The sequence below is a fragment of the Streptomyces diversicolor genome, from assembly GCF_057537855.1.
The window spans coordinates 143,632-157,944 of sequence record NZ_BAAJXA010000004.1 but is presented as its reverse complement, the minus strand read 5'-3'; the positions used below and the strand labels follow the sequence as shown (position 1 = coordinate 157,944).

10 protein-coding genes are annotated in these 14,313 nt (G+C 71.3%); 2 read left to right on the top strand and 8 right to left on the bottom strand.

Annotation, left to right across the window (positions count from 1 at the left end):
* Positions 1-28: 28 nt before the first annotated feature.
* The 3 genes from AC27LF_RS06180 to AC27LF_RS06170 form a co-directional block, all read right to left on the bottom strand.
* On the bottom strand, positions 29-1,429 hold the full coding sequence (locus AC27LF_RS06180) for an NtaA/DmoA family FMN-dependent monooxygenase (RefSeq protein WP_479662502.1): 1,401 nt from the start codon (positions 1,427-1,429) through the stop codon (positions 29-31).
* On the bottom strand, positions 1,426-2,526 hold the full coding sequence (locus tag AC27LF_RS06175) for an LLM class flavin-dependent oxidoreductase (protein ID WP_479662503.1): 1,101 nt from the start codon (positions 2,524-2,526) through the stop codon (positions 1,426-1,428). The genes AC27LF_RS06180 and AC27LF_RS06175 overlap by 4 nt, the downstream gene beginning before the upstream one ends.
* Before the next feature lie 308 nt (positions 2,527-2,834).
* Positions 2,835-3,350, bottom strand: coding sequence for a CGNR zinc finger domain-containing protein (locus AC27LF_RS06170; RefSeq protein WP_479662504.1), 516 nt, complete (start codon positions 3,348-3,350; stop codon positions 2,835-2,837).
* A gap of 147 nt (positions 3,351-3,497) precedes the next feature.
* Between AC27LF_RS06170 and AC27LF_RS06165 the strand changes: the two genes are divergently transcribed.
* On the top strand, positions 3,498-4,367 hold the full coding sequence (locus AC27LF_RS06165) for an alpha/beta fold hydrolase (protein WP_479662505.1): 870 nt from the start codon (positions 3,498-3,500) through the stop codon (positions 4,365-4,367).
* A gap of 757 nt (positions 4,368-5,124) precedes the next feature.
* Here AC27LF_RS06165 and AC27LF_RS06160 read toward each other — a convergent pair.
* The 5 genes from AC27LF_RS06160 to AC27LF_RS06140 all read right to left on the bottom strand — a co-directional run bounded on the left by AC27LF_RS06160 (position 5,125) and on the right by AC27LF_RS06140 (position 13,386).
* A complete protein-coding gene (locus AC27LF_RS06160; RefSeq protein WP_479662506.1) occupies positions 5,125-5,637 on the bottom strand; it encodes a hypothetical protein in 513 nt (170 codons plus the stop codon).
* A gap of 157 nt (positions 5,638-5,794) precedes the next feature.
* Positions 5,795-8,545, bottom strand: coding sequence for a bifunctional YncE family protein/alkaline phosphatase family protein (locus AC27LF_RS06155; protein ID WP_479662507.1), 2,751 nt, complete (start codon positions 8,543-8,545; stop codon positions 5,795-5,797).
* Between the two features lie 4 nt (positions 8,546-8,549).
* Complete coding sequence (locus AC27LF_RS06150) at positions 8,550-9,911, bottom strand: ABC transporter permease (protein WP_479662508.1); 1,362 nt, start codon at positions 9,909-9,911, stop codon at positions 8,550-8,552.
* Positions 9,908-10,864: an ABC transporter ATP-binding protein gene (locus AC27LF_RS06145; RefSeq protein ID WP_479662509.1), complete on the bottom strand. Its 957-nt coding sequence runs from the start codon at positions 10,862-10,864 to the stop codon at positions 9,908-9,910. Before AC27LF_RS06145 ends, AC27LF_RS06150 begins: the two co-directional genes overlap by 4 nt.
* Positions 10,865-11,043: 179 nt before the next feature.
* Positions 11,044-13,386, bottom strand: a complete 2,343-nt coding sequence (locus AC27LF_RS06140; protein WP_479662510.1) for an exo-beta-d-1,3/1,6-glucosidase — start codon at positions 13,384-13,386, stop codon at positions 11,044-11,046.
* A gap of 150 nt (positions 13,387-13,536) precedes the next feature.
* Here AC27LF_RS06140 and AC27LF_RS06135 point away from each other — a divergent pair, with 150 nt between their 5' ends.
* Complete coding sequence (locus AC27LF_RS06135) at positions 13,537-14,157, top strand: TetR/AcrR family transcriptional regulator (RefSeq protein ID WP_479662511.1); 621 nt, start codon at positions 13,537-13,539, stop codon at positions 14,155-14,157.
* The last annotated feature ends 156 nt before the right edge of the window (positions 14,158-14,313 follow it).

Here is a 14,313-nt window from a genome sequence, read left to right as displayed (position 1 = left end):
GTGGCCGGCCGGGGCGGCGCCGAAGCGGTCAGCCCGCCTCCCGCCCGCGGGCCGCCGGCCGGTGGGTGAGCGGTTCGCGCAGCCCGAGATGGGAGCGCAGCGTCGTACCGGTGTACTCGGTGCGGTACACACCGCGCTCCTGCAACGCGGGGACGAGTTGGTCGACGATGTCGTCGAGGCCGTCCGGGATCAGGTACGGCGTGATGTTGAAACCGTCGATCGCGCCGTGCCGCACGAAGTGCGCGAACCTGTCGGCGAGAGCGGCCGGGGTGCCCACGTGGCCGCGCTGGGGTCCGAGCGCGATGACCGTCTCGCGCAGCGACCAGCCGTGCGCCTGCGCCTTCGCGCGCCACTCGGCCACCACGGCGCGCGGGTCGGCGATGCGCCGCGCCCCGAAGGAGCCGTCGTTCTCGGTGACGACCGGGTCCTCCTTCGGCAGTGGGCCGTCGGCGTCACGGTCGGACAGGTCGATGCCCCACAGCAGTCCCGCGATCCCCAACGCGGTAGCGGGGGTGACCTGTTGCAGCCGGATCCAGCGCTTCTTCTCCAGCGCCTCCTCTTCGGTGGCGCCGAGGATGATCTCCGTGCCGGGCAGGATGCGCAGGTCGTCGTCGGGCCGGCCCACGGCCCGCAGCCGGCGCCGGATGTCCTCGGCGAAGCCGAGCGCGTCGTCGAAGTCCGAGCCGTGCGCGGAGAAGATGACGTCGGCGTTGCGGGCGGCGAAGTCGCGTCCCTCGCCGGAGTCCCCGGCCTGGAAGACGACCGGATGCCCCTGGGCGCTGCGCGGCAGGGTCGGGGCGAGGTCGATGTCGAACTGCGGTCCGCGGTGGCGTACTCGGCGTACGGCCGAGGGCGCCGACCAGGCGGGGGCGCCCGTGGAGCCGGCGACGGCACGGTCGTCCCAGCCGTCCCAGAGGGCGCGGGCCACGGTCAGGAACTCCTCGGCGCGCCGATAGCGGTCGGCGTGGTCGAGATAGCCGCCCCGGCGGAAGTTCGCGCCGGTCCAGGCGTTGTCCGTGGTCACCACGTTCCAGCCGGCGCGGCCCTCGGAGAGCAGATCGAGGCCGGACAGGCGCCGGGCGAGGTCGGCGGGTTCGTTGAAGGTCGAGTTGGAGGTGGACACCAGGCCGATCCGGCTGGTGACCGCGGCCAGCGCGGCGAGCTGGGTGATGGCGTCCGGCCGCCCCGCCACGTCGAGATCGTGGATCCGGCCGTCGACCTCGCGCAGCCGCAGCCCCTCACCGAGGAAGAACGCGTCGAACAGGCCCTGTTCGGCTCTCCGGGCGACCCGCTGGAAGGAGGCGGGGTCGATCTGCGAGCCGCTTTCGGGGGCGGACCAGATGGTCCAGTGGTTGACGCCCTGGAAGAACACGCCGAGGTGGAGCCGCGCGTGCGGCCGGGGCACGTCGAGGGGGTCGGTGCGGGTCATCGGGCATCCTCCTGGGCGGCCGCGACGGCGAAGCGGTTGGCGGGGCGCCGCAGCCCCAGGGACGTACGCAGGGACGTGCCGGGCAGCGGGCGGGTTATGCGGCGTCGTTCGGCGAGTGCGGGGAGCACGAGGCGGGCGAGGACGGGCAGGTCCTCGTCCAGCACCAGCGGATGCAGTCGTACGCCGTCGACGACTGCGCTCAACTCGTCCAGGACGGCGACCAGTTGTGAGGCCGGTCCGGTGTGGCGCAGTCGGCCGCTGTCCGTCCAGGGCGTGTGGCGCTCCAGGTCGGCGACCCGCTCGGCGCCGGTGGCGTCCGGCGTGTCCAGGGCGACCTCGACCTCGGCGAAGACGAGCGGGGTGCCGGCGTCCGCCGCGGCGGCGGCCACCGCCGCACGGTCGCGGCCCGCGACCAGGGCGACGTCGAGCCGGTCCGCGGGCACCGCGTCCGGGCTGCCCAGGACGACGAGCTGCCCCTGCGGCGGACGCGGCACGATCGCCGGGCCCTTGACCGCGTACGTCTGTCCGGTGAAGTCGATGTAGTGGAGCCGGTCCCGGTCGAGGTAGCGGCTGGTGGCCACGGAGCGGATGACCGCGTCGTCCTCCCATGAGTCCCACAACGCGCGGGCCACGTCCACACCGTCACGGGACTCCCGGGCCCGCGCGGCGGCGTCGCCGATGAGGGGACGCCCCCAGGCGCGGGTCGCCTCGGGCCGGTCCTCCTGCGTCACCACCCACCCGGCCCGGCCGGCGGAGATGTGGTCCAGGGACGCCAACTGGCCGGAGACATGGAAGGGTTCGGCGTAGGTGACCGGTACGACGGGCGCGATGCCGACGGTGCTCGTGGACGCGGCGACAAAGGCCGCACGCTCCACCGCGCCGATACGGCCCACCGGATCGGGCGGGGCACCGGGCGGCAGCACACCGTCGTCCAGGGTGATCAGGGTGAAACCGGCGTTCTCGGCGACGGCGGCGAGGTGGGCCACCCGGCGCGGGGTGAGGAGCTGGTCCGGGGGGTGGGCGGCGCGGCGCCAGGCCGCGGGATGGGCGCCGTCGCCGTCGAGTTCGACGGCGAGGCGCAGGGCGGGACCGGGCATGGGTGATCCTTCCGGGAACACGGGAGCAGACGGGCGCGGGGCCCACCGCGGGCCGCCGGCACTGTCGGCGGCCCGCGGTGGGCCACGACGAGACGGCCGGCGGTGCGGGCCGGCAGGGGTCAGATGTGTACGGAAGGACAGACCGCGGAGGAGGTGCGGCAGTAGTCGACATGCCGCCGGGTGATCAGACGCGTGTCCGTGCCGGCGCCTCGCGGTGCCACGCCAGGTACGCGCATCGAGTCCTCCACCCGTCCGGAACGTGCGTCCTCAACGTAAGTCGTCGGCCCGTGCGTGTGTCAAGGGCACGATCAGTCCGCGGGCGCGGTGTCGCGCGTGCGCTGGTAGTGACGCCTGGCCTTCATCCGGTTGCCGCAGACGGCCATGGAACACCAGCGGGCCCTGTTGGTCTTGCTGCGGTCGACGAGGAACCGCCGGCAGTCCGCGTTGGCACACGGCCGCAGGCGTCCCGGCATCGTCTCCTGCAACGCGCTCCAGGTCATGACCGCGTCCACCGCCATCCGGCGGTCCGCGGGGACATCGATTTCCCAGGAGACTGAGCCGGAGGAGAGACGCGGGTGTGCGATGACGTCCTTGAGGAGCGGCGTCAGTGTCGAGGCCGGATCGCCGCCGCGGACCACGGCCTGGAGGGCGTCGCGGGCCCGCACGAGGTGCCGTCGCTCCTCGGCGGTGCCGCGGCCGCCGTGTGCCCGCTGCCAGAGCCTGGCCGCCTCCGGGTCCGCGAGCCGGTCCTGGACGGCCCCGCCCTGAACCGGCGTGGTGTTGAGGAGCTCCAGCAGCGTGTCCTGCCGCTCCCGATCGGTCACCTCGCGCCTCCTGCCCGACCTGATCGTTCGCCAGGGTACATGAGCCCCTCACCCGATCAACCTAACCATTGAACTTCGTTTGACAGGTTAGACCCGGTGTGTTCGACTGGCCATGTGACCGACAAAGCCAGCAGAAGGGGCAGGGATATGGCTCCCGCCGTGCACCACCGCACCGCCACGGTCGACGGCCTTGAGGTCTTCTACCGGGAGGCCGGCGACCCGAAGACACCCGCGGTCGTCCTCCTCCACGGCTTCCCGACCAGCTCGCACATGTTCCGCCGCCTGATCCCGGCCCTGGCCGACCGCTACCACGTGATCGCCCCGGACCACATCGGGTTCGGCCAGTCCGCGATGCCGGCCCCGCGTGACTTCCCGTACACCTTCGACGCCCTCACCGACGTCACCTCCGGGCTGCTTCGGCACCTGGGCATCGACCGGTTCGCGATGTACGTGCAGGACTACGGCGCCCCCATCGGCTGGCGGCTCGCGCTCCGGGATCCGGACCGCATCACCGCGATCATCACGCAGAACGGCAACGCCTACGAAGAGGGCTTCGTCAAGCCCTTCTGGGACGGCCTCTTCGCCTACGCCGAGGCGCCGGGACCGGAAACCGAGGCGGCCGTGCGCGGCGCCCTGACACCCGAGAGCATCCGCTGGCAGTACGTCAACGGCGTCGCCGACCCCAGCCTGGTCAGCCCCGACAACTGGGTCCATGACCTGGCGCTGCTCGACCGGCCCGGAAACGACGAGATCCAGCTCAGGCTCTTCCGCGACTACTCCACCAACGTGGACCTGTATCCGCAGGTCCACCGGTACTTCCGCGACTCTCGGGTGCCGCTGCTGGCGGTGTGGGGTGCGAACGACGAGATCTTCGGCCCCGCGGGCGCGGAGGCGTTCCGCCGGGACCTGCCCGACGCCGAGATCCACCTGATCGACACCGGCCACTTCGCCCTGGAGACCCACCTGGACCCCATCGCCGACCACATCCGCGCCTTCCTCGCCCGCACCCTGCCCTGACCCACCCCACGGCACGGCAGCGGCGCTTACACCGACCGGCGGCAGCCGGGCAGTCGGTCGCGGTGGGCGGGTTCGGGCCGCCCTTGGCGTCCGTACCGTGTTGGATGGGCTCCGTGGCCATCGTGACCTTCCGTCCCCGTGACGCCGCCTGGGCCCTGGTGCTCTTGGCGGCGGTAGCCTGCACGCCCGCGCAGAGCGCCCCCGCCCCGCCCACGGCGTCCGACCCCACCACCACACCGAGCACGGCCGCCGCGCGGCCGGCCGGCGCCGTGGAACCGCCGGAACTGGTCGCGGGCCTCGGCGAGACCCCCGCCGCCGAGCGCCGCTCGACCCAGGGGAACGCGCGCTTCACCTACTCCGGTGGCCCCAGGGGCCGCGCTCTCGTCGTCGCGGTGAGCTGCCGGGGCCGCGGCAGTGTCTCCGTCTCCGTACCGGTGGTGCACGTGTCGTTCCCTCAGGAGTGCGGCACCACGGAACCGGCCGTCGCCTACCACCAGTTCGCCCTGGAGAACGCCTACAAGCCCGGCACGGTGTCGGTGACCGCGCCGTCGGCCGTCACCTGGGCCGTGACCATCGGCCATGTGCCCCCCCCGCCCACGAGGAACTCCCGCAGACGGGCTGACCTCCCTGTCCTTGCCCGGGGGTGGCGGGAACGGTCAGGAATGGAGAAGCCCGGGGCAGGCATGTGCTGTGGGGTGTTGCTCGGTGCGCGGTTCCTCGCGCCCCTGGGTGGGTTGCGGTGGGCGTGGGGTCTTGGTCAGGGGGCGGTGGTGGGGCTGGTTGGTGGGTGCAGTTCCTTGTTTGCCCAGGTCCAGGTGGTGGTGGCCGCGGTGAGTGCGAGGGGGAGCATACTCACGATCATGGCCAGCCCCTCCGGTGAGTGTCCGGCGGCGATGACGCCGAGGGCGGGCAGGTCGAGCAGCGGTGCGGCGAGGAAGAGGTACAGGCACCGGCCCGGGTCGCCCAGCCGGTGCCGGGTGCGGCCGACGACCGGGACCCAGAACACCACGGCCGCCGCCATGAGCACCGGCTCCGTCACGAACGCGCCGCCCGGTGGCCGCAGTCCGGCCACCGGGCCGGCGAGCAGCGCCCACGCGTGCGTCAGCACCAGCAGCGGGAAGGCGGCACCCGCCGGCAGGCTCACCCGCTCCCACAGCGGCGCCCGCCGCAGCAGCAGGACGAGGCCCGGAACCACGGCGGCGAGCAGAAACCCGGCGAACCCCATCGCCGCCACGGACGGCAGCGGGCACATGTGCGTCGAGTGGTCCATGCGGTTCCTGCCCGTGGTGTGACTCGGACCTCCGGGGTCACTCGGACCTTACGAAGGTTCCGGGCGGGGCGCGAGCGGACACACCGCCCGCACGGCGGGAAGGCCCCCGGCCGGCGATGACGCCGGCCAGGGGCCCTCAGGAGGCGATGAGCCCGGGTCAGCCGTCGGACTCCGACGACGGGACGAAGGCACCGGGCACGTCGTTCGGCGCGTAGATCTTGTGCTCGCCGGGGTACGGCTTCGTGTACCCGTACGTCTGGTACCACGTGAAGTGGTTCATCTGCGCGGGGTTCGCGAAGTCGGGAACGGCGTGGGACCCGGTGAGCCGCTGGTGCGACTTCCAGTCCTCCCACGTCGCCGCGAGGGACTTCTTGTCCGCGGGGACCTTCCCCGACGGCACGGCCGCCGCGGCCGGGTTCTGCGGCGCCGGGACGTCCGCGCCGCAGGAGGGCGGCGTGGCCAGGCCGTTGGTCAGCGAGGTCCGGTTGGGCAGGGCGGTGAACGGCGTGTAGTCCGGCTTCGTGGTGAACGCCGCGCTCATCGGGGTGGCCGCGCTGTCCTTCTGGTTCATCGGCTTGATCCCGAGGATCTGCTCGATGGTCCGCACCATGTTGATCTGGGAGTAGTAGTGGCTGTCGACCTTGCCGTGCTGGGCCCACGGGCTGATGATCTGCACCGGCGCACGGTGGCCGTCGACGTGGTCCTGACCGGCCTGGGAGTCGTCCTCGACGACGAAGATCGCCGAGTCCTTCCAGTACTTGCTGTGCGAGATCGCGTCGACTATCCGGCCGGTCGCCAGGTCGTTGTCCGCGACCTGGGAGGCCGAGTTCACCGGGCCACCGGTGTGGTCGCTGGAGAGCCAGAACATGTTCAGGTTCGCCGGACCGTGCTGCGCGAAGTCCTTCTTCCAGATCTCGGTCCGGTAGATGTCAGGGACGCTGGTGTCGAACTTCGGGAACCCGGGCACCGAGACGCTGTTGAGCGACGGGATCGGCGAGGACGACGTCAGCTTGTAGGCGGTGTCGTTCCCGGTCGCCGCCATGTTCTTGGCGTCGCAGTACAGGTTCTGCCAGCTCGCGCCCGACGGCTTGGTCAGGAACTGGTGGAACTCGCCGAAGTTCCGCACGGACTTGCCGGCGTCCTGCGCACCGGACCAGATGAAGCCGGTCCGCTGGTGGCCGAGGGCGTCGTCCTCGGTGTCGTAGCTGCGCAGGTACTCACCGGCCGAGGACTCGGTGTACTCCGGATTGTCCGCCTGCATCAGCCAGTTGTGGCCCTCGGCGGAGTTCGTGCCGATGTCGTACGTGTTGTCGTACAGCCCGAACTGCTTCGCCAGGGCGTGCTGGTTCGGCGTCACGTTCTCGCCGAACTGGGTCAGCGCCGGGTCGCCGTTGCCCTGCGGCATGTCACCGAAGACCTGGTCGTAGGTCCGGTTCTCCTTGACGATCAGGAACACGTGCTTGATCGTCGAGGGGTCGCCGATCCGGTTCGGGACCGGCACGGCCTTCGCCTTCTTGCCCCGGGCCGGCTTGACCGAGTCGCGGGTCCAGCCGTTCTGCCGGAACACCTTGGCCGTCTGGGACCTGATGACCTTGTCGCTCGGCAGCGTGAAGTACTGCAGGCTCGACGTCGTGTCATGGGTGCCGTGCCCGGCGTTTGCGGTGGGGCGGCGGGCGTCGACACCGCGGGTGTTGGAGACGACGATCTGCTTGCCGACGGTGGTGATCTCCGCCGGGAAGTAGTCCGTCGGGAGCAGACCGACGTAACTGACCGGCTCCTGCGGGCTCGTGTACCTGTAGACGGCGACCGCGTTGGCGCGGCCGAGCGTCACCAGCAGATGGCCGTCGTCGGTGAGCGTCACCGCGTCGGGCTCGTAGCCGACCGTCGCCTGAGGCCACGGCTGGGTGGAGATGGTCTGTACGACCTTGTTGTTCGCGGTGTTGATGACCGACACGTCGTTGGTGGCGGTGTTGGTGACGAACACCACGCCGTTCTTGGCGTACAGTGCCGTCGGGTGCAGACCGACGGTGATGCTCAGGACGTCGGCCGCCGGGTTCGCCAGGTCGATGACGCTGACCGTGCCGGTGGTGGTGGCACCGGTCTTCGGGTCCGCCGGCACCTGCGTGTTGTACGAGTTGATGGTGGTGTCGCCCGGCCTGGCCGCCCGCCCGCCCTCGTTGCTGACGTACAGCCGGGAACCGACCTGGACCATGGCGCGCGGGGCGTTGCCGGTGGCCCAGCTCTGCTTGACGGCGCCGGTCGCCGTGTCGATGGCGACCACCCGGTTCTGGCCGTTGACCGCCGCGTACACGGTGGAGCCGTCGGCCGAGAAGACGGTTCCGCTCGCCAGCGCGTGTCGCGGACCGTCCGCCGGGATCGGGACGTTCACCGGGTTGGCGAGGGTGCCGTCGGCGTTCACGGTGAACCTGGTGTAGCCGTCGGTCCGGCCCAGCCACAGCTGCTTGCCGTCGGGCGAGTACGCCGGGCCCTCCTGGCCGACGTCCTTGCCGCTGATCTTCAGGTCCACGGCCGAGGAGTTGCCGATGCGCTGCACCACCTGCCGGGTCTTCAGGTCCACGATGACCAGCGCCGAGTCCCCGTCGGTGACCGAGGCCGCCAGATGGGTGCCGTCCGGGCTGACCACGGACGACATGATCTTGCCGTTGTCGATGACCGAACGGTCGCCGTACGGGTCGATGTACTGGTTGCTGGAGACGACCTGACCCTTGGGGGTGGTCTGGCCGACCTGGTCGGTGCCGAACTGACGCGTCTGGGCGAAAGCGGTACCGGCGGCGAGCAGTCCCATGGCGGTGATGCCGGCCGTCACCAAAGGCGTGCGGCGGCCGATGTGTCCACCGAGAAGGCCGAGGCGGTCCTTCTCGACACGCCTACGGCGTGATACCTGCATTGATCTATCCCTTCGGGGTGTTGGCCGGCAGTTCGACGTTGCCGTCGAACTGCCACAGCGGGTTCGGCGCGTCTCCCTGCGGGGTGCGCACCAGGAAGTAGCCATTGACTTCCTTCGGTCCGTCGCCGTCGGCGACGAACCGCCCGTCCGGAGTGACGTCGAGCTGGTAGACGGCCGTGCCGGTGGCCTCGACGTCGGGGAGGTGCCAGGAGACGACGCAGCGCCAGTCGTTGCCCGACCCCTGGGCGGAGGAGTCCTGGACGTTGCCCTTGGAGCACGCCGCCGTGGCCTTCAGCTGCGCCTCGGTGACGTCGGGGCGGTTCAGCTCCTCGGTCTGCAGCCGGTACAGGTGGGCGAACGCCGTGGCGACCGAACGCTGCACCTTGGCCTGCTCGATCCCCGAGCCCGTGACCCCGGTCGCCTGGGCGAGGACCGCGACCGTCGCGGCCGGCAGCACGATGAGGGGCAGGGCCGCGAGGGTGAGCGCACGGCGCCCCGCGCCGTCGTAGCTCTGGTTGGTGAAGTCGCGCCGTACGAAGAGCACAAAGGCCAGCGCCGTGGCGACCACGGCCCACACCAGGCTGACCGCGATGCCGACGAGAAGCGGAGTCAGCTGCGCCGGATCCGTGAACAGACCGTTCCAGGAGACGAAGGCGTAGCCGGGCAGGGCGAGGCGCACGGCGACGGGCAGCGGCAGCATCTGGGCGAGCTGCATGGTGAGCGCGACGAGCGCGGGCAGCAGCAGCCCCATCGGGGACCGCCCGAGCACCACCGACCCGAGCAGCCCGATCGCGGCGAGCGCCAGGGTCGGGGCGAGGGCGCACACCCAGGCGAGCAGCACCTTGCCGGCGGCGTCCCCCGGCGTCAGCAGGTGCCCGTCCAGGCCGACCAGCGGCCGGTTGCCGACCGCCACCAGCCCGCCGGCCACGCTGGAGCAGGCGAGACCGGCCACGAGCAGCAGGATGACGGTGAGGCTGGCCAGCGCCTTCGCCACGAAGATCCGCCGAGGGGAGCGCACCGCCATGAGCAGATGACGCCAGGTGCCCAGCCGGTCCTCGGACGCGAACACATCGCCGGCCACCACCGAGGTCAGCAGCGGGAGCGCCCAGGTGCCCGCGAAACCGAGCATCACCAGCGGTCCGGCCCATCCCGTGGCGTGCATCCAGCGGCCGAAGAGGGTGTCGGTGGGCAGCGTGCTCTGCCGGCTCACCGCCGTCACGAACAGCGCCGGCACGATCCAGCAGGCGAGCACCAGCAGCCGGATCCGCCACTGGGTGACGAGCTTGACCAGTTCGAAGCGGTAGCCGCGCAGCACCGGAACGCGGCGGGCGACGGCGACCGGTCTGTCGGTGAGGGTCGCGGTCATCGGCCGCCCTCCTGTGCTGCGGTGTGCTGTTCGGTCAGGGCGAGGAACGCGGCCTCAAGCGGCGAGACGACGGGGGCGAGTTCGCGCAGCGCGATGCCCGACCGCACGAGCCGCACCACGAGTTCGTCGAGGGCGGGCCCGAGCGCGCGCACGACGATCACCTCGGTGTCCTGGCGTACGGGTCCGGTGCCGTCCACGGTCCGGATCCCGGCGGTGTCGGCGGCCAGCCGGCGGGCGGCCTCGGGATCTGAGGTGAGCAACCGGTAGTCGAGTTCGCGGTTTTCCGCGGTCAGCTTGCCGGGCGGGCCGGAGAAGACCACGCGTCCGGTGGCGAGGATGGTGACCTCGGAGCACAGCGCTTCGAGGTCGTCCATGCGGTGGCTGGACAGGACGACACCGGTGCCGTCGGCCGCGAGCCGGCTCAGCACACCGTGCACATGTCTCTTGCCGGCCGGGTCCAGGCCGTTGGAGGGTTCGTCGAGCACCAGCAGCCGGGGCCTGGTGAGCAGGGCGGCGGCGAGCCCGAGCCGCTGCCGCATGCCGAGGGAGAAGCCACGGGCCCGGTCGTCGGCGACATCGGTGAGCCCGACCTGCTCCAGCGCGTCGTCGATCCCGGCTCCGCGCGCGTCCTGGCCGCCGAGTGCCGCGAGCGCGGCGAGGTTCTGCCGGGCGGTGAGCGAGGGGTAGAGGCCGGGGCCGTCGACGAAACCGGCGACGCCGTCCGGGACGGCCAGCGCACGGCCGACCCGCGCACCCAGGATCTCCAGGGTGCCGCGGTCGGCGACGGACAGGCCCAGCAGGAGGCCGAGCAGCGTCGTCTTGCCGGCGCCGTTCGGCCCCACCAGGCCATGGATCTGACCCTGCGTCACATCCAGGTCGATGCCGTCGAGTGCCACGACATCGCCGAAATACTTCGCGATTCCCCGAGCCCGGATTGCCAAGGCTGTGTCCATGAGGCCCCTTCATTTGAAAACCTCAGGAACCTTAAGGACCACACACAGCCCGTGCATGGACAGCGAGTTGAACGTTTTTCAAACGGACGTCGACTGCGGCGACGCCGCTGGTCAGGATGGTGTGCCCGGGGACTTTGTCATCCCAATTCCGCTTCTTTTTCTGAACTTTGCCAGCGTATTCAGAATCCTTTGTTGCCTGACTGAGCGGGCGAATCTTCGAGGCCGCGGCACTCGTCCTCATCGATCCTGAATCGCCCCGCCAGCAGATCCCGGTCGCGGGACGAGGAGCCGACCAGCAGGTCGAACGCGCCGGGTTCCACGACGCGCCGCCCGTCCGCCGTGACGAGGGTGCACTCGGCGGCGGGCAGCACGATGTCCACGTCGACCCTCTGACCGGGCCGCAGATCGACCTGCCGATGCGCCTTGAGCTCCTTGTCGGCCCATGTCACCGAGGTGACCAGATCGCGGACGTAGACCTGGACGGTCTCGCGGGCCGGCCGGCGGCCGGTGTTGGCGAGGGTGACCGTCGCGCGCACATCGTCGCCCGGTTTGACCAGCGGGGTGTGGATCCGCAGGTCCGTGTAGGCGATGTCCGTGTACGCGAGTCCTTCACCGAACGCGAACAGGGGGTCCTGGGTCAGATCGGCATAGCGGTCCCCGTGCTGGCCGCGGATCTGGTTGTAGTACACGGGCTGCTGCCCGACGTGCCGCGGAACGGTGAGCGGGAGACGGCCGCTGGGTTCGATCAGACCGAGCAGGAGTTCCGCGATGGCGCGCCCGCCGCGCATGCCCGGGTTGAACGCCTGGACGAGCGCCGCCGCGTCGACGGCCGACGGCGGCAGGACCTGCGGCTTGGAGCTGATCACCACGACGACCATGGGCGTCCCGGTGGCCGCGAGGGAGTCGAGGAGTTCGATCTGGCCGCCGACCAGGTCCAGGGTGGCGGTGGAACGGGTCTCACCGATCAGCCCGATGGTGTCGCCGACGACGGCCACGACGAGGTCGGCGTCCTCGGCGGTGGCGACGGCCTCACGCAGCAGGACCGGATCGGGCCGGGCGGGCACGACGATGTCCGGAGCGGGCTGCCCGTCGGGCAGCAGCGGGCCGTCCGGATCGGGCACGAACTCCGCGATGTGGCAGCCACGGGCGTGGGTGACCGACCAGCCGGCGGGCACGACCGCCTTCAGACCGTCCAGAACGGTCTCAGTGAGATGCCGCGGATGGCCGTCCGGCAGCCAGTCGGCCTGCCCGGAGGAACCGGCCCAGTCGCCGAGTTGCGCGTCGGCCGCGTCGGCGTTGGGGCCGATCACGGCGATGCGCCGCGGGGCGGCCCCGGCGGGCGCCACGGCCCGTCCCGAGGCGTCGGCCGTCGCCTCGTCCACCAGGGGCAGCGTGCCGTCGTTGGAGAGGAGGACGAGGCTGCGGCGCGCCATCTGGAGGTTCAGCGCGGCGTGTTCGGGGGACGCGATGGCCACGGCCTGCCGGGCGGGGTCGGGCCGGCGCGGGTTCTCGAACAGCCCGAGTTCGAACTTCAGCGTCAGGATGCGACGTACGGCGGCGTCGATCTCGGACTCCGTCAACTCCCCGCGGGCCACCGCGTCCTGAGCGCCGTCGAAGAACTGCGGCGTGGTCATGATGATGTCGTTTCCGGAGCGCACGGCCCGCGCCGCGGCCTCGGTGTGGTCGGCACACACATGCTGCTCCCACACCATGCGGCCGACGTTGTCCCAGTCGGTGACGAGGGTGCCCGTGTAGTTCCACTCGTCGCGCAGGACCTCGCGCAGCAGCCACTGGTTCACGGTGATGGGCACGCCGTCGATCGACTGGTATCCGATCATGAAGGTGCGGCAGCCCTCGCGTGCGACCCGTTCGAAGGGCGGCAGGAACCAGGAGCGCAGCTTGCGGTGGCTGAGGTCGGCCTCGCTCGCGTCGCGGCCGCCCTGGGTCTCGGAGTAGCCGGCGAAGTGTTTGGCGCAGGCGAGCACGGCCGTGGGGTCGTCCAGGCCGTCGCCCTGGTACCCGCGCACCATGGCGGAGCCGAACTCGCCCAGCAGATACGGGTCTTCGCCGAAGGTCTCGCCCACCCGTCCCCAGCGCAGGTCGCGGGCGACGCACAGCACGGGGGAGAAGGTCCAGTGGACGCCGGTGGTGGAGATCTCGACGGCGCTCGCGCGGGCGACGCGCTCCACCAGCTGCGGGTCCCAGGACGCGGCCATGCCCAGTTGGGTGGGGTAGATGGTGGCGCCGGGCCAGAAGGAGTGCCCGTGGATGCAGTCCTCGCCGATCAGCAACGGGATGCCCAGACGGGTGCCCTCGGCGAGGTCCATGGCCTGCACGATGCGGTCCGGCGACGCGTGCAGGATCGACCCGACGTGCAGGTCCTCTATCAGACGGGTGACCCCGTCCTTCGCGTTGAGCTGGAGCATCTGCCCGACCTTCTCCGGCAGCGTCATGCGGGACACCAGGTCGTCGACCCGTGCGGTGACGGGCAGTGCGGGATCGCGGTAGGGGAGGTCGGCCATGCTTGTTCCTGTTCGTGAGGCGAAGAAGACGGACTTCGTGAGGCGAAGAAGGTGAACGAGGGGACGAGGGGGGACGAGGGGGAGGGGGACGGGGACCCGGCGGCGGGAAGGGGCGGCTGATCAGTGCCGGGGCTGGGGCATGATGGGTGGATGACCCCTGCCGAGACCCGCACGGCGGGCACCACGCCCGCCTACGCCAAAGGCCGACAGCGTCGTGAGGAGATCGTCACCGCGGCCGCGTCCGTGTACGCCGACGCCGGGTACCACGGCGCGTCGCTGCGGGAGATCGCGAAGCGGGTCGGCATCAGCCATGCGACGCTGATCTACTACTTCCCCGACCGGGAGGCGCTGCTGGCCGCCGTGCTGGAGCGGCGCGACGAGGAGGACGACGCCCGCGGCTTCCCCCGGGAGCCGGTCGGCATCGGGGGCGTGCGCCACCTCCTCGCGCTCGCGGCCCACAACGCGGGCCATCCCGGCATCGTCGAGCTGTACGTCCGCCTGGCGGCCGAGGCGATCACGCCCGAGCATCCGGCGCACGACTACTTCACCCGGCACTACCGGGACGCGCGTGACTACATGCACTCCGCCTTCCGAGCCATGGCCGAGGGCGGGCATCTGCGCGAGGGGGTCGAGCCGCGCATGGCGGCCGTCAGCTTCATCGCGCTCATGGACGGGCTCCAGGTCCAGTGGCTGACCAATCCCGACGAGGTGGACCTGGTGAGCCCGCTGAGGTTCTTCCTCCAGCAGGTGCTGACCACGCCGGTGGACTAGGGCGGCCGGGCCGACGCGCCGTTGCGCCATGCCCTCTCCCCCCTCTGGTCCGGAACCCGTCCATCTTTTCTACCACCCGGTTGAAAATCCCGCCATGGTGCGGTCGCGGGCCGGAACACCGAGTCAGTCGGGGGCGGAGGCGGAGGGGGGAGACGG

Excerpts from the sequence above, each read along its gene's own strand:
- AC27LF_RS06140 (WP_479662510.1), bottom strand. The coding sequence starts at position 13,386 with ATGGCCGACCTCCCCTACCGCGATCCCGCACTGCCCGTCACCGCACGG.
- AC27LF_RS06150 (WP_479662508.1), bottom strand. The coding sequence starts at position 9,911 with ATGACCGCGACCCTCACCGACAGACCGGTCGCCGTCGCCCGCCGCGTT.
- AC27LF_RS06165 (WP_479662505.1), top strand. The coding sequence starts at position 3,498 with ATGGCTCCCGCCGTGCACCACCGCACCGCCACGGTCGACGGCCTTGAG.
- AC27LF_RS06145 (WP_479662509.1), bottom strand. The coding sequence starts at position 10,864 with ATGGACACAGCCTTGGCAATCCGGGCTCGGGGAATCGCGAAGTATTTC.
- AC27LF_RS06155 (WP_479662507.1), bottom strand. The coding sequence starts at position 8,545 with ATGCAGGTATCACGCCGTAGGCGTGTCGAGAAGGACCGCCTCGGCCTT.
- AC27LF_RS06180 (WP_479662502.1), bottom strand. The coding sequence starts at position 1,429 with ATGACCCGCACCGACCCCCTCGACGTGCCCCGGCCGCACGCGCGGCTC.
- AC27LF_RS06160 (WP_479662506.1), bottom strand. The coding sequence starts at position 5,637 with ATGGACCACTCGACGCACATGTGCCCGCTGCCGTCCGTGGCGGCGATG.
- AC27LF_RS06135 (WP_479662511.1), top strand. The coding sequence starts at position 13,537 with ATGACCCCTGCCGAGACCCGCACGGCGGGCACCACGCCCGCCTACGCC.
- AC27LF_RS06175 (WP_479662503.1), bottom strand. The coding sequence starts at position 2,526 with ATGCCCGGTCCCGCCCTGCGCCTCGCCGTCGAACTCGACGGCGACGGC.